Annotated in this window: 18 protein-coding genes and 1 riboswitch; of the genes, 4 read left to right on the top strand and 14 right to left on the bottom strand. The window is 44.6% G+C overall.

Annotated features, from left to right (window positions below):
- The first annotated feature begins 76 nt into the window (after nt 1–76).
- From rsmI to ACSX1H_RS08525, 3 genes are all read left to right on the top strand, one after another.
- Complete coding sequence (gene rsmI / locus ACSX1H_RS08535; protein WP_439183429.1) at nt 77–769, top strand: 16S rRNA (cytidine(1402)-2'-O)-methyltransferase; 693 nt, start codon at nt 77–79, stop codon at nt 767–769.
- Between the two features lie 50 nt (nt 770–819).
- Nucleotides 820–1,689 carry a Cbp1 family collagen-binding glycoprotein adhesin gene (locus tag ACSX1H_RS08530; RefSeq protein WP_439183428.1) on the top strand — a complete coding sequence of 290 codons (870 nt, stop codon included), beginning with the start codon at nt 820–822 and terminating at the stop codon, nt 1,687–1,689.
- A 93-nt stretch (nt 1,690–1,782) separates the two neighbouring features.
- The gene (locus ACSX1H_RS08525; RefSeq protein WP_439183427.1) at nt 1,783–2,475 is read left to right on the top strand and encodes a YjjG family noncanonical pyrimidine nucleotidase; all 693 of its coding nucleotides are present in this window, start codon (nt 1,783–1,785) and stop codon (nt 2,473–2,475) included.
- 233 nt (nt 2,476–2,708) lie between these two features.
- On the opposite strand, the gene ACSX1H_RS08520 is transcribed toward ACSX1H_RS08525, so the two are convergent.
- The 13 genes from ACSX1H_RS08520 to ACSX1H_RS08460 all read right to left on the bottom strand — a co-directional run bounded on the left by ACSX1H_RS08520 (nt 2,709) and on the right by ACSX1H_RS08460 (nt 15,523).
- Complete coding sequence (locus ACSX1H_RS08520; protein WP_439183513.1) at nt 2,709–3,011, bottom strand: transposase; 303 nt, start codon at nt 3,009–3,011, stop codon at nt 2,709–2,711.
- Between the two features lie 363 nt (nt 3,012–3,374).
- Nucleotides 3,375–4,127, bottom strand: coding sequence for an energy-coupling factor ABC transporter ATP-binding protein (locus tag ACSX1H_RS08515; RefSeq protein WP_439183426.1), 753 nt, complete (start codon nt 4,125–4,127; stop codon nt 3,375–3,377).
- A 1-nt stretch (nt 4,128) separates the two neighbouring features.
- Complete coding sequence (locus tag ACSX1H_RS08510) at nt 4,129–4,887, bottom strand: energy-coupling factor transporter transmembrane component T (protein ID WP_439183425.1); 759 nt, start codon at nt 4,885–4,887, stop codon at nt 4,129–4,131.
- A complete protein-coding gene (locus ACSX1H_RS08505; protein WP_439183424.1) occupies nt 4,877–5,176 on the bottom strand; it encodes an energy-coupling factor ABC transporter substrate-binding protein in 300 nt (99 codons plus the stop codon). Before ACSX1H_RS08505 ends, ACSX1H_RS08510 begins: the two co-directional genes overlap by 11 nt.
- Nucleotides 5,163–5,930 (bottom strand): energy-coupling factor ABC transporter permease, encoded by a 768-nt coding sequence (locus ACSX1H_RS08500; protein WP_439183423.1) that lies wholly within the window; start codon nt 5,928–5,930, stop codon nt 5,163–5,165. The genes ACSX1H_RS08505 and ACSX1H_RS08500 overlap by 14 nt, the downstream gene beginning before the upstream one ends.
- A gap of 18 nt (nt 5,931–5,948) precedes the next feature.
- Nucleotides 5,949–7,796 (bottom strand): cobalt-precorrin-5B (C(1))-methyltransferase CbiD, encoded by a 1,848-nt coding sequence (gene cbiD, locus ACSX1H_RS08495; protein WP_439183422.1) that lies wholly within the window; start codon nt 7,794–7,796, stop codon nt 5,949–5,951.
- A complete protein-coding gene (gene cobM / locus ACSX1H_RS08490) occupies nt 7,789–9,615 on the bottom strand; it encodes a precorrin-4 C(11)-methyltransferase (protein WP_439183421.1) in 1,827 nt (608 codons plus the stop codon). Before cobM ends, cbiD begins: the two co-directional genes overlap by 8 nt.
- Nucleotides 9,616–9,970: 355 nt before the next feature.
- Complete coding sequence (gene cbiE / locus ACSX1H_RS08485; protein ID WP_439183420.1) at nt 9,971–11,161, bottom strand: precorrin-6y C5,15-methyltransferase (decarboxylating) subunit CbiE; 1,191 nt, start codon at nt 11,159–11,161, stop codon at nt 9,971–9,973.
- The gene (gene cobJ, locus ACSX1H_RS08480; RefSeq protein WP_439183419.1) at nt 11,154–12,545 is read right to left on the bottom strand and encodes a precorrin-3B C(17)-methyltransferase; all 1,392 of its coding nucleotides are present in this window, start codon (nt 12,543–12,545) and stop codon (nt 11,154–11,156) included. Before cobJ ends, cbiE begins: the two co-directional genes overlap by 8 nt.
- A gap of 2 nt (nt 12,546–12,547) precedes the next feature.
- Nucleotides 12,548–13,291 carry a precorrin-2 C(20)-methyltransferase gene (gene cobI / locus ACSX1H_RS08475; RefSeq protein WP_439183418.1) on the bottom strand — a complete coding sequence of 248 codons (744 nt, stop codon included), beginning with the start codon at nt 13,289–13,291 and terminating at the stop codon, nt 12,548–12,550.
- Between the two features lie 9 nt (nt 13,292–13,300).
- Nucleotides 13,301–14,155 carry a sirohydrochlorin chelatase gene (locus ACSX1H_RS08470; RefSeq protein WP_439183417.1) on the bottom strand — a complete coding sequence of 285 codons (855 nt, stop codon included), beginning with the start codon at nt 14,153–14,155 and terminating at the stop codon, nt 13,301–13,303.
- Nucleotides 14,148–14,927: a uroporphyrinogen-III C-methyltransferase gene (cobA, locus tag ACSX1H_RS08465; protein WP_439183416.1), complete on the bottom strand. Its 780-nt coding sequence runs from the start codon at nt 14,925–14,927 to the stop codon at nt 14,148–14,150. Before cobA ends, ACSX1H_RS08470 begins: the two co-directional genes overlap by 8 nt.
- Entirely contained in the window at nt 14,924–15,523 is a 600-nt protein-coding gene (locus ACSX1H_RS08460; RefSeq protein ID WP_439183415.1) for a precorrin-2 dehydrogenase/sirohydrochlorin ferrochelatase family protein, read from the bottom strand. The genes cobA and ACSX1H_RS08460 overlap by 4 nt, the downstream gene beginning before the upstream one ends.
- A 285-nt stretch (nt 15,524–15,808) precedes the next feature.
- Nucleotides 15,809–16,013, bottom strand: a riboswitch (cobalamin riboswitch).
- Between the two features lie 110 nt (nt 16,014–16,123).
- Between ACSX1H_RS08460 and mnmE the strand changes: the two genes are divergently transcribed.
- Entirely contained in the window at nt 16,124–17,566 is a 1,443-nt protein-coding gene (gene mnmE / locus ACSX1H_RS08455; RefSeq protein ID WP_439183414.1) for a tRNA uridine-5-carboxymethylaminomethyl(34) synthesis GTPase MnmE, read from the top strand.
- A gap of 314 nt (nt 17,567–17,880) precedes the next feature.
- On the opposite strand, the gene ACSX1H_RS08450 is transcribed toward mnmE, so the two are convergent.
- Nucleotides 17,881–19,437 carry a sulfatase family protein gene (locus tag ACSX1H_RS08450; RefSeq protein WP_439183413.1) on the bottom strand — a complete coding sequence of 519 codons (1,557 nt, stop codon included), beginning with the start codon at nt 19,435–19,437 and terminating at the stop codon, nt 17,881–17,883.
- Nucleotides 19,438–19,445: the final 8 nt, after the last annotated feature.

Below are 19,445 nucleotides of genomic sequence, written 5' to 3'. Positions count from 1 at the left end.
TTAAGCACACTCTATTATTGCTGAGCACCTTAGTAGATTTTTAAATTAGCAATTCAACAGTTTAGTAATTAATCAAATGAGCAAATTATACGTTGTGCCAACACCAATTGGCAATCTGGAAGACATTACACTAAGAGCCATACGGATACTTAAAGAGGTGGATTTTATTTTGGCGGAAGATACACGCACAACCGGATTCTTGCTAAAACACCTGGAAGTATCCACACGCATGTTTTCGCATCACAAGTTTAACGAGCATAGTTCTGTGGATAAGGTGGCTGAACGATTAAAAGCCGGCGAAACAGGCGCATTGGTGTCGGATGCGGGCACCCCGGCCATATCAGACCCGGGTTACCTCATGGTGAAAAAATGTATAGAAGAAGGCATTGAGGTAGAGTGCTTACCTGGCCCAACGGCATTTGTTCCCGCCCTGGTAAATTCCGGTCTGCCAAACGACCGTTTTTGCTTTGAAGGCTTTCTGCCCCAAAAGAAAGGACGCAAAACGCGGTTGGAATTGCTGGAGAGCGAAACCCGCACCATGGTATTTTATGAGTCTCCTTTCCGGCTGGTTAAAACGCTTACCCAATTCATTGAGCATTTTGGAGCCGAACGAAAAGCCTCTGTATCACGCGAAATAAGTAAACTACATGAGGAAAATAAACAGGGGACGCTGGATGACCTGAAACAACATTTTTCATCTAAAACCGTTAAAGGTGAGATTGTTATTGTGGTAGAGGGCAAAAGTGACGAAAAGAAAAAGAAGGCATAAACCGTACAATAAGCACAAACGCTAGCAAACTACAAATCAAACTTATAATTATGAGATACTTAATAATACTGTCATTTATTTTGGCATTGGCCAGTTGCAAAAACGGCCGATCAGGTATGGATTCCGATGAAGTTAAGGATTCGTTGCGGTTGCTTACCATGGAAAAAGACCGGCAAATGAACAACCTGGTGGCGGCTTTGATTGAAATTGATGAAAACCTGCAGGAGATTAAAGAAAAGGAAAAGCTAATTACGCTCAATGTTGCCAGCAACGAGTCGGGAGGTGAATCTATCGAAGATCGGATTAACCGTGATATACAGGTTATTTATGATCTGATGCTCCAGAACAAGGAACAGATTAGCAAACTGGAAAAACAACTGCAGCAATCGGGTGCCAACAACACCAATTTGAATAAACTGGTTAAACGCCTGAATGCCCAACTTAAAGATAAAACCATCGAGATTATTGAGCTTCAGCAGAAACTTGAGAGTCAAAGCCTGAAGATAAGCAACTTAAATTTCACTATTGAAGGTCTGGAATATGCGGTTGACTCGCTGCAAGGTGTAAAATATGCCACCCAACAGGCGCTTGAAGAAACAACGGAAAAATTATACCGGGCTTACTATGTATTTGGCACTAAAAAAGAGTTGAAGGACCAGGAAATCCTTTCAAGCAATGGCTTCCTAAGCAAACCCAAACTGTTGGCAGAAGGTTTTTCACAGGACTACTTTACCACCATTGACTACCGTGAACTAGATTCGCTGAACGTATACATGCCCAAAGCCAAAATTTTATCGAACCATCCGGAGTCATCCTATACATTGGAGCCCAGTGAAGATGGTGCGATGGTATTAAAAATAGCCGACAAAGAAAGCTTCTGGAGTCTGGGTCGTCATCTGGTTATACAGGTGGATAAATAGCCGTTTGAGCCTAATCAAACAGAAAGCAATAAAAACAAATCATCAGCAAAATCTATTATTTCGCAATACGATAGCTATCAACAGGAAAACACCATGAAACAATACAAACATCTCTTTTTTGATTTAGACCACACCCTTTGGGATTTTGAAGCCAACTCAGAAGCTACCTTAAAGGAGATGTTTGTATCTTATAATCTATCGCGTTTTTTTGAGAACTACGAAGACTTCCACAAACGCTACGAGGTGCACAACCTGTATTTATGGGCGCAATACCGTAAAAGCAAGGTGGATAAAAAAACGTTGAATACACAACGGTTTTACCTCCCGTTTGCCGAAGTGGGCTTTGATGATATAACCGTAGCCCGGCAGTTTGCCAGCGACTATTTGTCCATCAGTGCTACTAAAACGCTGCTCTTTCCCAATACCCTGGAAGTACTCGAACAATTGCAGAAAGACTATCAACTGCACATCATTACCAATGGATTTAAGGAAGTGCAGACACAAAAACTAAATAATAGCGGCCTGAGGCCTTTTTTTACCAATATCTATATTTCTGAGTTAATAGGTGTTCAAAAACCCAACCGCTATTTTTTCGATTATACCGTTAAAAGCTGTCACGCCAGCCGTAAAGAATGTTTGGTTATTGGCGACAGCCTGGAAGCTGATATTAGGGGTGCCAAAAAAGCAGGTATCGACCAGGTGTTTTTTAACACCAAACAGATAGAATGTAACGAAGACATCACCTATGTGATTGGTGAACTAAAAGAATTACTGGAGTTTTTGTAGAAACCTATCGGGCCTTCAGCCCTCCCATTCCCATTATGCATAATTAAACAGGCAAATGGCCTGTTCTGATACATTAAGCCCTTTCAGGGCAATCATATTGCTAAACCGATCAACGAGCCTATTCTAACCAACTCTCACTTTAATTTGATTGCCTGAAAGGCAAACAGGTAACAAAACAGGCCGAAGGCCTGTGGCTTCCAACACACTAAAAAAGTGCTGAAGGCACGGCAGGTTTAATCCCAGACATACCGCTCATCAAAGTCAACTTTATACTGCTTAAGAAACTCAAGCAGCTCATCTTTAAAATGTATAGTGTGATGATGCGCCTTCTGGTTGAGGATATAGCGTTTTACTACTTCAACTTTGGAGGCACTTACGGAGAAGATACCATAACCATCCTGCCAGAAGAAATCAGAAGGACCTTTATCTTTCATCCACTTCGAAGAGGATGATTCTACTTTGGAAACCAAGGAGGCAATGCTCATGATGCGAGGCAGGGTACACAGTACATGAATATGATCCGAACTGGCATAGATGGCTTCAACATACGATTTAGGTGTGAAAAGGTGGCTACCATATAGGCCTGGAGCTCTGAACGCAACTCCTCTTGTATGAGGTGTTGGCGATGTTTGGTTGAGAACACCAGATGCACATACACCTTGGATAAAGATTGTGACATTTTAAATTGGTTTGGTTATTTACAATTTACATAAATAATTCACAAATAACCTATCGGACCTTCAACCCTCCAATACCATTTATGCATAAACAAACAGGCCAATAGCCTGTTCTGTTACATTATGCCCTTTCAGGGCAGCATTCAAATTTAACCCAATAACCTGTAAGGCAAATAGTTAATCAAACCAGTCGAAGGCCTGTGTTGAAAGCAAGTGTGTTTTTTAGTGCTCAAGGCACGATATGGTTTGATTTACAGGCGCGATATCCAGTTCCTCCAAAAGCTGCTCGTCGGCAAATACGTCTCCGGCTGAGCCATCCACTTTCAGGCTTCCCTGTTGCATAACCAAAGCCCTATCAGCCCATTCAGCGGCAAATTGTGAGTCGTGCGTACTCACAATCACTGTTTTCCCGCTTTCACTCAGCTGTTTTAATACATCCAACAAACGCTGCGACTGCCGGTAATCCAGCCAGGCAAAGGGTTCATCAAGCATCACAATTTCAGGTTCCATAGCCAAAACCCCAGCCAGCGCCACCTGTTTCTTCTGTCCATAGCTGAGGGTGTGCACCGCTTTCTTACTCAAATCGCTAATGCCCGATAATTGCAGGTAAGTGGTAACACGTTGTTGGACTTCATCTTCATGCAAACCCATATTTCTTAAGCCAAAGGCAACATCCTCATCCACATGAGTGGACACCACTTGCACATCCGGATCCTGAAATACATAGCCAATAGTACGACACAAGCTCAGACGCTGCTTGCGGCAGTAGCGAAACCGTGTGCCCTGAATGAAATAGTCGCCTTCATCTGGTCGAATAACACCAGCCAATAAAAGACACAGGCTCGACTTACCGGAGCCATTACTCCCCATTAAAGCCACTTTTTCACCTTTATTGATGGAGAATGAAAGTGCATTTAAGGCTTTGATTCCTGATGGATAGGTATATGCTATATTGCTAAGTTGTATGATTGACATATCAGATTTGAATAAAAGATAATGCTACAAAAAAAAGTACGAAACTAACAATGAGGCCGATTCTGCCCCTTGAGCTTTTCTCCCAATGGTGCGGACAATAAGTTCGTCCGTGATAAGCACGCACCTGCATGGCCTGGTAGTTTTGCAACGATAAACGCATACTTTTAATAAATACGGCCGATAGCATAGTGGCAAACGACAAAAGCCCAATTCTGAAACCTGAATACCCCAGGCGCTGTCGCTGTGCCAGCAAAATATCATTGGCACATTTTTTTACGCCAAACAAGTAGCGGTATGATAACACCACCAGCTCAATAAATACCTCGGGCAAACGGAGGCGACGTGCCAAGGTGATGCCTTCTGCAAAGGTCAGGGAGCAGATGGCTATCTGCATAGCGAACAAGCCATTTAAGGCTTTAACAACCATCAGGCCAGCATTCTCTAAGCTAAAAGGAGTAATGTTCCACCACACCCCCAATAGTTGAAACTGTATAAAAGCTTGAGGCATCTTTTGGCCAGTTGTAAAAACCAGGCCTATAGTACCCGCCACGATAAAGGCTGCGCCCAATAAAAGAAACCTCCATTTGTTGCTTCGCTTTCTTCCCAGAAAATGCACAAACAGGCAACCTGCCATCAACAGCAGTAATTGTGTTAGCCAATGGTGCAAACTGACGGCAAGTACCAGCCATGCTGCCACCAGACCAATCTTTTCAGCAGTTCCCTTAAAAAAATGCGTATATGGCACTTGTTCACTTCGCATCCACAGCAGCCTTTTTCCCTTTTATATAACCAATAAAATAAGCTAATACACCTGTTCCAATTGCCGCCTGCAAGGCAAACAACAAGCTTTCTGTTTCACCTCCGGGCGGTGCCCATACCGACTCAAACCAGGGTGTATAACCATCTGCACTATCAATGGCCTCAACGGCCTTGGTATCCGCACCACCAAACTCTGAATCACCTCCCAACCATAAAGCCACAATTGGGATGATCAACACAAATAACAATAGCAGGTAGTTTTGCTTTGTAAGCTTTTTACTTGTCTTCATGAGCCAACTTTGTTTTTACAATTTGCTTAATACTACTGATTGAAAAAATGGCAGACTCCTTAATAAAATCGTTCTGCACCAAAACATTTATAACGATCACACTTAGCAAGCCTTCAACGATGGCTACCGGCACTTGGGTCACTCCAAAAATGCCAATAAACTTAAGGAAAGCACCGCCAACACCACTTACAGAATCGGGATGCGCCAGAGCCAGTTGCAGGGAAGTAACCAAATAGGTGGCCATGTTTCCGATAACAGTGGCCAAAAATAAAGCTACCCGCATGGAGCACCTGCTCTTTTGTAAGGTTTTAAAAAGGAGAAAGGTGATGATTGGACCTACGCAAGCCATGGCGAAAGCATTTGCACCAAGCGTGGTAATGCCACCATGTGCCAACAAAAACACCTGGAAAAGCAATACAATACAGCCAACCACTGACATAGCCATTGGCCCCACTAAGGCTGTACCAAACCCCATGCCTGTGGCATGGGAGCTACTCCCGGTAACCGATGGGAGCTTAAGCGAGGACAAAACAAATGCAAAAGCAACAACCATAGCTAATATCATGCGCCTCTCAGGTGCCTGACTTAATTGCTGCCGCACACTCTTTATTCCCAGTAGTAAAAACGGAATAAACACCACACTCCAAATCACTGACCACCTGGCCGGCAAATACCCCTCCATAATGTGCATACCAAACACTTGTATGGGCATCAGCATCATTAAAAGAATTATCCATTTTTTTTTAGTTATCATGATTGTCAATTTTCTCTGTTATTCATCATTAAGTAACATCACACCCTCATTATTAATTAGAACAAGGCGCATTTCGTAGCCTTTCACAACGGCTCTGGCCGCTAATTCACAGCGCTGCTTTAGTACATTAAAAAAGGGCTCCTCCAATTTGAAGGGAAACAATTGCTCCAGTTCGCGGGCAAGGGTAATGCTCCTCACCTGCTCTACCTGTTTTGCTGAATAGCCAGCCTCCCTGGCCAAATCAGCCAGAAACTCTTTATCCATCACAACATTACGGCTATGGGTATCCAGGTGTCCGGCGGCCAACTTTACGGCTTTACCGGTCATAATGCCCAAATGCACCACTTTAATCGATCGTTGTTTAGCGGCTTCCAGTGCCTCACCTATATAGTTGCCATACTGAACAAAACAGTATGGGGGCAAATGCTTAAAATGGGTTTTCAGGTAACGTTCGCTGCGGCCTCCGGAGTTAAAAACCACCTGAGCGGCCTGATTCTGTTGCACCACATCGAGCTGCCGATGAATCGTGGCCACATAGGCTTCGGACGAGAAAGGCTTGATGCGCCCTGTACTGCCAATAATCGAAAGGCCCCCTTCAATGCCCAGCCGTGGATTAAACGTTTTAAGTGCCAGCTGTTGTCCCTGAGGAATAAACACCTCCACATCGAACCCGGCACCCGATAATTCATACTCATCCAACAGGGCCTCCAGCTCAGCGGCTATCATGGCGCGCGGCACCTTGTTAACGGCCGGCTCATTTAGTGGCAAGTCCAAACCCGGCAATTTAACAATCCCAACCCCTTCTCCTTTTAAAAAGCGGATGTTACCTACCCCGTTCCTATAAACCCGGCAGCCAATGACCAGGCCATCCATCAAATCCGGATCATCTCCACTGTTTTTGATGACCGTTGCATAAGCTGAGTCTTCTTCTCTGCCTTTCGTATGAACAGGCATGCTAACGAACTCACCATCGGGCAAATGAATCCCTATCCGACTATCGCACTCACCCGAAAGCAACAAGGTGGCTGCTGCCTTGGCACAAATGGTCGCGCAAGTCCCGCTGGTATAACCATGCGCCAAATCGGGCTTTGGCAAAGTGTAATTTGCCTCCATGTACTGACGCAGCTCAGCCCTGCTTTTAAAAACCTCTGTAAATACAGGCAAAGCCGGCTGCTCAAGCACCAACAATGGCAATTGATACTTTTGAGCCAGCATAACTTTCTGATCGAACAGGCCATTGTGACCACTGTCCTTTGTTAGCAAGGCGTCTACCTGTAACTGCTCGATAAGTAGTTCGACATCCTTCAGGTTATCAAAGGCCAGCGAACCGATAATTTTGTTCTGATCAACGCCACAGGCTAGCGCTTCATCCCATGACAACTGACGATCCAAGATGCGGTACCAGACTTCTGCCTCAGTCAATCCATTGTGCAACTGACAAACACTTTTTACCCCCATCAACGATAAGATTCTCTTGAAACCACTCGCCTGACAAGTTTGAATCATCGCTTCCAGGGATTCCTGGTATTGCACATTATCAGCGTCTTTTTTTTCTGTAAAAGAGCGCTCAATGCGAATATGAGGCAATTTCAGTGCTGTAGAGCAGGCATGAATATTCCAATGCAACTCCTTGGCATACGGGTGGGCCGCATCAACGATGAGTTTGATTTTATGCGTCCTGCAAAAGCTAATCATCTCATGAACAGGCAAAGCCTGCTCCTGCTTAATACAACCTGCATGGACTTCAAAGGCCGTTGGTGTTTTGGTCGAATAATAGTAGGTGAATCCCATATCGCTTAGCCAATTGGCCGTCGCCTTCGCCTCGGTAGTGCCACCAAATAATAGTATGTCAGGCCTTTTACTCATCCTTCCCTTTACGAAATAAGTGAGTGAATTTCCGGTCGTAAAGCTTAGAACGGTTATCACGGTTATCGATGGCTTCGCCCACCACAATCATTACTGTCAGCTTTAAATTATTGGCTTTCACAATACTGGCCAAGTCCTTCAGCTGCCCTCGCCATATCTGCTCTTCTTTCCAGGTAAGCTTGTAGCATATAGCCACTGGTGTTTCCGGCGGATAGCCTTCCAACAACTGGCGTTGCATCTCGTCAATGAGGCTAACACTTAGAAACAAACAGATGGTACTCTGAAATTTCGCCAACTCCGATAGCTTTTCGCGTGGTGGCATTGGTGTGCGCCCTTCTCCGCGGGTAAGTATAATGGTTTGAATGCGCTCCGGAATGGTGAACTGTGATTGGAGGCGTGCGGCAGCCGCCTGAAACGACGATATGCCAGGTATTATCTCATAAGGTATCTGGTGCTGATCGAAAAAGTTCATTTGCTCTTGAATAGCGCCATAGATACATGGATCGCCCGTATGCAATCGTACTACCAAACCACCTTTGTCATAGCTTGCTTTCATGGTAGCAAACTGCTCTTCCAGGTCCATTTGTGCCGAATTGCGCACCACACAGCCGGCTTTGGCATAATGCGTCAACTGCTCAGGCACCAAACTTCCGGCGTATAATATCAGGTCGGCTGCCTGCAACAAGCGCTTCCCCTTAACCGACACCAGCTCCGGATCGCCAGGTCCTGCGCCGACAATCACCACCTGACCGCGTCGTTCCTGAGCTCTATCTATCGCAATCGCTAAAGTAAAGTGCTTGCCCGCATCGTCGCAGCCTTTAGTTTTTTCAAGCACCAAATTACAATTACCTGCTCCCAATAAAGCCGCTGCTTCGCATACATTAGCAGCCCCAGTCGCCTTAAGAGCCGCGTTGGACACCTCCAGGTTTTCGGCTACCCGGTTTAAATCCTTTGCATCATGGGTTTGAAATGGCACCCTGAGCTCACTGGATAAATCGATAAAAGCCTGTTCGTTCTTTTTGACATCAACTGAATGTATGGCCTTCACGGCATAGCTACTCAGCCCTTTATCTTTAAGAATGGCGGTGATTGCTTTGCCATAATATTCAGAATTCAAGCCCTTTTGCGACCCCGTTCCAATAACGAGGCATTTGGGTCTGAAAAACAAAGATGGGATTTGAGTTTCGGTAGCATAAGGTGAAACCGCTATAATTAACTCAAATTGCGATTCGTCCACTTCGCTGAAATGGTAATATGGTGTGACATATTCGGGCAAGGTATGTTCCAAATGTTGAGTGCCAGCATCTTTCGTTTCTAAAACCAATGCGGTTGGTGCTCCATTTACGAAACGAGCAATAAACTCATTTTCACTCAAGCCCTGGTACTCATTGGTCCAACCATAGTTCTTTCCAATGATGTCCAGAGACCATAAGTCCAATGAATCACTGGCTGTGGTTACAATGGCTTGTCCTCCGGTAATGCGCGCCACACGTTTGGCCAGCTCATTGGCTCCGCCTTTATGCCCCGATACAACGGGCTGCACAAAACGCCCATGAATATCCATATTTAACACCGCCGGATCGGTCTGCTTACTCTCAAGAAACGGAGCGATGGAGCGTACGGTAATGCCTAAAGCACCGATAAAAATAAGGCTATCCAATTGATTAAATTGTTCTTCCAGGAAAGCTGGCAATGACTTAATCGCTTGTGTCCCTTCGTAAGCCGAAGTTGAATACACCACGGCATCCAGTTCCTGTTGAAGGATGCTGGCCAAAGGCAGGGCATGACGGTTATTTATGATGATTGCTGTCTGATTCATATTTATAAAACTTGTCTAGCTATAATTTCATTTTCTCAGTATGATAGTGCTTAGACTTTTCATTTAAACGGGGCTTTGCCCCCGAAACCCCACTTCATTTTATTCGAGTGCATCCACCTTAATGGGTCTCATGAATAGCTTCGCAATTTCTTGTCATGATACAAGAAAACCGAAGCAAAAGAAAATCTAGGTTACAGCCTCTCAGCTCAAATAACTGCGGCTCATTAACTAAAAACGCTGAACTCGCTACGCTCAAACAACACCGTTTTTAAACGTCAATCTCCCCTTGTTCTTTGGCTTCCAGACTGAGACCTTTACACATACCTATTAATTTTACCTACTACATATCAAATAATTATTTACTCTTCATTGCCTGATAAATGATTAATGGATTATGATCGTCCTGTTGCAGGCGCATCTCATCCGAAAGGGTCATCGATACCCCTTCAATGGCATTCTTAAATGCGGCAGCTGTCTCATCACTGACAGCATTAAACACGATGATGCCTCCAGGTTGCAGATGGGACTCCAATTGAGTAACCATTTCGTGCAGACGCCCACCATGACCACCGATAAAAATTCTGTCGGGAGATTTCCATTGAGAGAGATCAAACGAATAAAAGTCCTCGATGCAGAAATGGATGCCCGGAACACGAAACTTTTGCTGATTCTTCAGCATTAACTCCTTCGATTCCTTACGTTTTTCCATGGCGAACACCTCCATATGCGGCGCCAATTGTTTAGCTTCAATGGAAACCGAACCGGTGCAAAAGCCAATATCCCACAATACACTGGCCGTATCGAGCTTTAACATGGATAAGGTCATTAGACGGATGCTGCGCTTGGTTATCATCCTGGGACGCCCTTCGAGGTAATGGAAGTCCGCTTCGGGAATACCCAAACAACGCTCGAAATGCGACGTCTTTTCCAGAACCAGACAATTGGGCATGCTGGTTTGTACTCTGGTCAACTCGTCCACGGAAAGCTGACGAACCCTTTGATGTTCCCCACCCATACGCTCACCGAGATAAACTTTATAGTTGATGAGCCCCGCCTCTTTCATGTGTTGCCCAATGGCAGCAGGTGTTTTGTTTTTATCAGTCAATACGCCAATCAACTCAGAGCCATCCACCAACTCTTTATCGAGGTTAGTCCATGGCCGCCCCGTCAGGGTTGCCACTTTCATCAAGCCATAGGGCAGATGACAATGATGCGCCAGCATCTGCAGGCTGTTAAATGCTGGATACACCTTCAGTGGCGCATCCGGAAATTCGCGTTTCAGGGTGTTGGCAAGGCCAAAAAAAAGTGGATCACCTGAAGCGAAGACTACAACCTCCGCATTGAGGGCACGGTATTGCTCAAAAGTACCTTGTAATGGCACCAGCACTTCAATCCATTGATGGTGGACAGGCAGCAGGTGCTTCACCAGCTCATAATGGCGCGTACCACCAGAGAAGTAATGAGCCGCTGCAATAATGGTTTTCACCTCATCACTAAAAACAGGCGTTACCTCATCGCTGATACCAATCACCTGAAAACTACACATCACGTCCTGGTTTAAGGGTTACAGCCTCCTCCCGACTCAACACCGCATTAACGATGGTCGCTGCCAGATTAGAGCCGCCTTTGCGCCCTTCAATGCTGATGTACGGCAGGTTGTTGAAGGTCATCAAGCGATGCTTGGATTCCTCCACATTAACAAAGCCCACCGGCGCACCAATGATACCAGCCGGCTGAAAGTCCTTTCTGCGCATCAGCTCAGTCAGCTCAATCAATGCCGTTGGCGCATTGCCAAACACATATAATGCATCGGGATGCTCCTCAACAGCCAGGCGGATGCCAGCCTGTGTGCGTGTAATATTTTTTTCTTCGGCCAAGGCAACTGTGCGTTCATCATGCAAATAGCATTTGATGTCAATCCCGTAGCGCTCACAGGCTTTTTTGCGAATGCCGCTCTGCACCATGGTGACATCTGTAATGATGGTACCGCCCTTCAGCAGATAGTCATTCATACGGGCCACTGCATCGTTTTTGATACGCAGCAGCTGTTTCATCTCAAAATCGGCCGTTGTGTGGATGCAGTGCATCATCACCCATTTCTCCTCGTGCGAGATGTCTAAATCGGCCAGTTGCTCTGCAATGGTGCGAAAACTCTCCTGCATAATCAGTGGTCCGGGCGCTCCTTCCTGTTCGTATTTTGAATAGTAGCCGCGCGGGGTAATAAACTTGTTGTTCGACACATAGCTTTGTGAGTTACCAATTACCACAATCGAAAACATATCCACTATCTCCGGGTTAAACTCCCCCAAAGTAGTCAGGGTGATGTGCTCTTCCTCCCGTTCCACCTGACGCAGCACAGCTACTGGTGTCGAGGACGAACGCTCTTCGAGAAACAGTTCCTGCAAGCGATACAGCTGCCAGTAACGTTTCTTGCTGCGCGGATTGTAAAGAACCGTCACAAAATCGCCCATTGCAGCGGCCTTCATCCGCTTCTCAATCAGTTTCCAGGGCGTTAACAAATCCGACAGCGACAGAATCACAAAATCGTGACTCAGGGGCGCCCCCAGTTTGGCTGCCGCGGCCTGAAAAGCAGAAATACCGGGTACCACCTCCACCGGAATAGACGATTGACGCTTATCCGCCATCTCTAAAATCAGCGAAGCCATGCCATAAATACCGGCATCCCCCGAGCTAATAACAGCCACATTCTGACCGGCCTCGGCTTTTTCAAAGGCTATCTTGGCCCTTTCAACTTCCTGCCGCATGCCCGTGTCGATGCACTGCGTTCCTTCCGCCAGGTAGCATTCAATAAACTGGAAATAATATTTGTAGCCAATCACCACATCGGCCGCCTTAATGGCATCGATGGCCGGCTTTAAAAACAGTTCTGGGTTACCCGGGCCTAAACCTATTACTTTTATCGTGCTCATGCTTAATTACTTTTTATTGGTGAGTTACCCAATATTACTTGCTGTTCGTTGCGGATGGTAATGATTGAGAAATACGGTATCCGTCGCTCCGTTAAAACGCGTGCATCTCTGGTAGTAAACTCTTTATCGGTGCCCATGTACTCACCATAGAAGAAGTCCAATTGGTGCTTCTGCAGAAAACCGGCTATCCAGTCTTTGAGTTTCGACACCTTCATAATCACCACCGTTTCGTTGGCACTCACATACTCCCGCAATTGTGTTTCATCTTTTATTTCAGGAACCACCAACACCTTATCGGTTTGCTTACACACCGCCTCACCCGCAAGCGAACCACCAAGTATAAACGCCGGCACTCCCGGAATCATCTCGTAGTGCACCTTCGCCTTTTTGAAATCATCGACCAGATAGGCAAACGTGCTATAGAAGGAGATATCGCCCTCGCTGACCACCGCTACTTTTTTGCCTGATTCAGCTTGCAGAATGCAATCAGCAGCCAATTGACGATACGTTTCATTCACTTCTGACCGGTCGTATTTCATGGCCACTTCAACGGCCCGAAACTTAGAGGAATCAATCTCGAGAGCCCCAAGCACACGCATGGCCATTGAGCTCTTCATCCCCTTTCCATTAGTGGTTTCAGGATAATAGATGACATCCGCTTTTTGCAATGTTTTTAATGCCTTGAGGGTGATCAGCTCCGGATCGCCCGGGCCTAGTGCCACCCCGTATATTGTTCCTTTATTCATTCTTCTGCCTTAATGATGATGATGTCCGCAACAATCGTGTCCGTGATGATGGTGATGCGGCACATAACTCTCCAGTGTCTCCTTATCTACTGCCGTAATTAAGTCCACCTCACCTCTTTCCGCACTTTCCAAACGCTTAATCAGAATCTGTGCTAAATGATCTGAATCGCTTAACAGGGGCGCCACAAACACGTTACGATCAGAATGCTTTTGAGCAAACTCCGCAAATAAAACTTGCGCTTTATCCATATATACACCCGGAAAGAACACATAGGGAACAACAAGGATATTTTTATAGGGTAGCTTTTCGCAGATAGATAAGGCTTCAGGGACCGATGGGTAAGTCATGCGACTGCAGAAGCCATTGATAGCAAACCCATACTTATTGGACTCCTGCACCATGCGAGTTAACCGGGCTAAATCGCCATTGGCAGCTATTTTAGAAGCGCCAACTCCCAAGCCGAACAATAAGGTATCCTTCGGCTCAACCTTATTACCGTGTAAGGCTTTCTCAATCAAATCGTTTGACAAGTGCAACATATCCTCGCAATCGCCTATGTAATGGGCCATTTTAATGGAGACATTGTATTTGGCCTGCAACTGATACAGAATACAAGGAATATCCTTTTGAATGTGCACACCGGTAAACAAGAAAACCGGAACCGCTACTATCTCTGTAACCCCTTTTTGGGTCAGGCGCTTTACCCCTTCTTCGAAATCGGGTTCCGATAGTTCCAGAAAACCGGCTTCCACTTCATAATCGGGCAGCAGTGTCGCTACCTGGCGTGTGTAGTTCAGAAAGGCCTCTTCGCCTCGTTTAACACGGGTACCATGACCGCAGATTAAAACTCCTTTTTTAGACATGTGATATTTCTTGAGGTTTAATAGATTGTATTATGGGTTTTAATTGATTGGAGAAATTCACCACCTCACCAATAACCATGAGCGCTGGTGGCATAAACCCTCTATCCGCCATCGCCTCGCCAATGGTTTCCAGGGTGGCAGTCAGCATCTCCTGCTGAGGATAGGTCCCCCAACGAATCAGAGCCACCGGTGTTTCATTTTTCTTACCCCCGATGATTAGTTCATTGGCAATGCGTTGGGCATTACTTACCCCCATGTACACCACCAGGGTATCCGATGCTTTAGCGAGCGCCTGCCAATCCACCGAGTTCTTCCCTTTAGCCGGATGACCAGTCACGAACGTAACCGATGAGGCCACATGACGAGCCGTTACCGGAATGCCCATATAGGCAGGCACCGCCACACCAGAGGTAATTCCAGGTACCACTTCATAATCAATGCCGTTTTCAATGAGCGTTAATATCTCCTCAACGCCCCGGCCAAAAACAAACGGATCGCCACCTTTCAGACGGACGATGTTTTGGCCTTTGCCGGCATAATGCACCAACAATTCATTTAGGTCGTCTTGCGGATAAGTATGTTTGTCCTTCATCTTGCCAACATAGAGCCGTTCGCACGAAGCCGAACAATACTCCAGCAATTCTTTGTTCACCAGGTAATCGTACAGCACCACATCGGCCTGCTTAAGCAACTTAACGGCTTTTACGCTGACCAGGTCAGCATCGCCCGGGCCGGCACCAACCAGCCATACTTTCCCATATTTAGGATTCATTCTATTGAGTTAAGATTAATCTTGTTATTTTCAATCTGATGGATGAGTTCATCAATGAGACTATTCATCTCATCCTGATACTCTTGATTACCCGTTTCAAGCATCAACTTTCGCTTCTCACCAATCAACGCTACTTGTTCAGGCGTAATAGATGATAATTTAGACATGAAATACCTGCGCAAACGGGCCGACAAAGCAGGTGAAATTCCTTCCGTGGTAATTCCCACATTCAAATGCCCCACCTGACAGCTGGCCGGGATAATAAAATCGCCCTTGTCAGCGCCATCCACACTATTTGCTAAAACATTGTGGCTTTGAGCTTCTGAAATAATTTGTTGATTAACTGTTTGGTTATTGGTAGCGGCAAACACCAGGAAAAAGCCAACGACATCATCGTTTTGATAGCATCGGCTCCTATGCTTCATCCTGTTGTTGTTAACCAACTTCTGCAAAACCGGTGTTAATTCTTTGGAAATAACAGTTACGGCAGCACCGGCAGCAAGTAATTTGTTCACTTTTCGTTGTGCAACTTTACCGCCACCAACAACTAAACAAGCTTTATTTTTTATTTGGATATGAATCGGATAAAATTGCATGCTAATATTCTTTTAAAGCATCCAAAACACAGATCAACAATGCCCTGTTATCCTGATTCAACGAGTTATACAGATGTATCTTCATAGCGCCTTTAAACGCCCCGGAATGAAAGTGAAATGCATAAAAAAACATTCAGCACACTTCGACAATATACTTCTGCCAAAATGGTTAGTAACCATTCTGCAACAGTAAGTTGCCTTACGTACCTGCACTTTTTAGTGCCTTAAATATTGAATTGCTTTTTTATTCATGTATCAAACTTTTAAACCCGAAAGCTTTGATTAATAATCATTTGTTACATGGCAGGTTTTCTGACTTACTCCCTCCTGATTGCGCCTTCCCATTTCGTTAAACTGAAACAGTGACCTTTTGCAATGGAGTTAACAGAGCTTACAGCTGCGGGTACAGCTCCGGAATTACACCGGATTCCCTCTTTCCGTCAAAGTCCGAATAGGTTGACCTTGACTCACCATTTATGGCCACAAATGTAATACAATTTTGCAATCGCCAAACGAGTGACGACATTTTTCTTTAATGAATGATGTACGGCCTCAATTGCGTATATTTGCATTTTTGATAATGATTCTAACAGCCAACCAGTGCGTCAGTCCTGGTTCGAAAAGACCGAAAAGATGCTAAGCGAAAAAGATACAATTTGCGCCATATCAACCGCCCAGGGAATGGGTGCCATTGCAGTTATCCGTTTATCAGGCAATCAATCAATCGCTGTTTGCGAACAGCTGTTCAAACCAGCTAAAGCCGGAAAGAAATTGTCGGAACAAAAGGCCAACACCATTCATTTTGGCAGCATAACTGATGGCGATAAAGACATTGACGAGGTATTGGTTAGCGTTTTTAAAGCACCGCATTCTTTTACCGGTGAAGACATTATTGAAATAGCCTGCCATGGTGCTCCTTATATCCAGCAACAAATTCTTCAACTTCTTACCAGACATGGTGCCCGGCTCGCTACTGCCGGTGAGTTTACCCAACGTGCATTTATCAACGGTAAAATGGACCTGTCACAAGCTGAAGCAGTGGCTGATTTGATTGCTTCACGCAGCGAAGCAGCCCGCCGGGTGGCCCTGCAGCAGATGCGCGGTGGTTTCTCCAGTGAGCTGATTAACCTGCGTATGCATCTTCTCAACTTCATTTCTTTAATAGAACTAGAACTGGATTTTAGTGAAGAGGATGTGGAGTTTGCCAACCGTAGCGAACTCACCAAGTTGGTGAATGAGATTGAGGCTGTATTAAAAAAACTGGTGAACTCATTCTCGCTGGGTAATGCCATCAAAAATGGGATTCCTGTGGCTATAGTGGGACATACCAATGCGGGCAAATCCACCTTGTTAAATACCCTGTTGCAGGAAGAGCGTGCCATCGTTTCGGACATACACGGTACTACACGCGATGTGATTGAGGATACCATCAACATTGAAGGCATCAGCTTCCGCTTTATTGACACAGCCGGTATACGCGCCACTATAGATGAGATTGAGAACCTGGGCATAGAACGTACCTATGACAAAATCACTAAAGCTACCATCATCTTGCTGATGCTGGATGTGAACGACCCGGATGAGAAAATTCACGATGCCATCACTGATGTAAAACAGCGCATGGATGAGCATCAGCAGCTTATAGTGGTAATCAATAAAACCGATTTAGCCAATGAAGGCGTTCAGGAGCGTTTCCAAAAGAGCAGTTTCAAAGAGCTGTCGGGTACCGATGCCATTGTGCCCATCTCGGCCAAACAACAATTAAATATTGATGCCTTAACTGCTGCACTGCTTAAAACTGTTAACCTCTCAGCCATCGATAACGACGAGGTGATTGTTACCAATGTGCGCCATTACGAGGCTCTGCAAAAATCACACGAAGCCATCCTGCGTGTAGTCGATGGCCTGCAAACAGGTATCTCCGGCGATTTCCTGGCCCAGGATATTCGTGAAGTGCTGCATTTCCTTGGTGAGATAACCGGGCAAATAAATACAGACGAAGTATTGGGTAATATTTTCAAGAATTTCTGTATCGGGAAGTAATTTACATATCTAATAATAAACACATTAGCAACACTACCTCCTTCTCAAAAGTTTCTTTATATCTGCTTTTGTGAGATGTATTTTTATTAATAATGCTTACATACTCGCTTAACACTAAACTTTTCTGTTTTAAGTTATCTTCAAATATTGAACTCCAATTCTTAATAATAAATCAATGACTTACTCTGAGAACCATATAGAATGAAAAGAAGGAGGGAATGCCAATTAATTGAATTAAGCCTTCCCCTCTTTCCTACTATTTCTAACTTTCTTTAATTATCTGTCAATAAAAATAGCATTGTTCTAAGCTATTTTTATTTTAAATCCATTTTCGAAATTTGTGAATAATCACCCCTAATGACATTAAAGATATCCATCATTTCTTGTACTTTATCCGGATTGTTTTCGGCCAGATTATTCTGCTGTTCAATATCTTCTATCAGATTATACAATTGATATTCTTGAGCATTCGCAAGTTCAATATTAACAAGATTATTTTTGGCCGGGCCTTTATACGGGGGTATCAATATCCAATCACCATAGCGCAGTGCTGTACGCGTAGTCGCCTCTATAACAAGAGACTCACGACCTTTATTGCCCTTCCCTAAGAAAGCAGTAAGCAAATCCTTACTATCGGTTGAGGATTCGTTTGTGCCAACTAACTTTGCTAAAGAAGCCAATAAATCAATTTGACAAACTAAAGCATCTGAAATGCCGGGCTGAATAGTACCTTTCCAATAGGTAATAAATGGAACTCTTGTCCCAGCTTCAAACAAACTGTACTTTCCACCACGCAATGGACCTGCCGGAGTATGATTCCCTAATTTCTCAACCGCATCATCAAAATAGCCGTCATTCAATACAGGTCCGTTATCACTTGAAAATACAATTAATGTATTATCTAAAATGCCTTCTTCCTCCAAAGTTTTAATAAATTCTCCAACACACCAATCTGCCTCGAGAATGACATCACCCCGAGGGCCCATGCCCGATTTACCTTCAAAACGAGGGTGAGGTGTTCGCGGCACATGAGGTTGCTGCATGGCATAATACAAGAAGAAGGGTTTATCCTTGTGTGACTTGACATATTCTTGCACTTTCACTAAAAAGTGATCGGCCATATCGATATCGCTCCATTTAGCTGCTTCACCACCTTTCATGTAGCCAATACGAGGCACACCATTTACAATTGTTGAGTTATGACCATGATGCCACATCATCTCACAAAGTTCAGGATTATCTTTACCTGTTGGCTGGCCTTCAAAGTTATTTTTATAATCTATTTCAATCGGGTCATTGGCATCGAGGCCTTGTACCAATCCATCTTTTAAATATACAGTTGGCACACGATCCTGTGTGGCAGCCATGTAATAGGCATAATCAAATCCTACTTCATTAGGACCTGGCGAAACAGTCTTATTCCAATCAACATGACCTGTGCCAAGGCCTAAATGCCATTTGCCAACTAATGCTGTTTGATAGCCTTGCTTTTTCAGCATCTTCGGTAAAGTAACCTGGCATGTATCTATAATAAGTGGTGCTGTTCCCGGAAGAATCTTAGCTTGCTTATTTTTCCATGGATAAACACCTGTTAACAGGGCATATCGACTCGGTGTACATGTAGCTGATGAAGCATAACCATTAGTAAATTTCACACCTCCATTAGCTAAAACATCAATATTTGGAGTATGTATTTTAGTGGCTCCATATGAGCTTAAATCACCATATCCCAAGTCATCTAAATATATAATTACAATATTTGGAGATTTGCTTTCCACTTTCAATGATTTGTCTTGGTTAGTGTTGCATGCCATTAACCCACCTAATAAGATGGTAACGATTGCAAAAAATGAACTTATTGATTGTAACATGGTAAGAA

This window comes from Carboxylicivirga taeanensis (assembly GCF_051851475.1).
Lineage (GTDB): Bacteria > Bacteroidota > Bacteroidia > Bacteroidales > Marinilabiliaceae > Carboxylicivirga > Carboxylicivirga taeanensis.
This window is presented reverse-complemented; position numbering and strand designations above follow the sequence as displayed.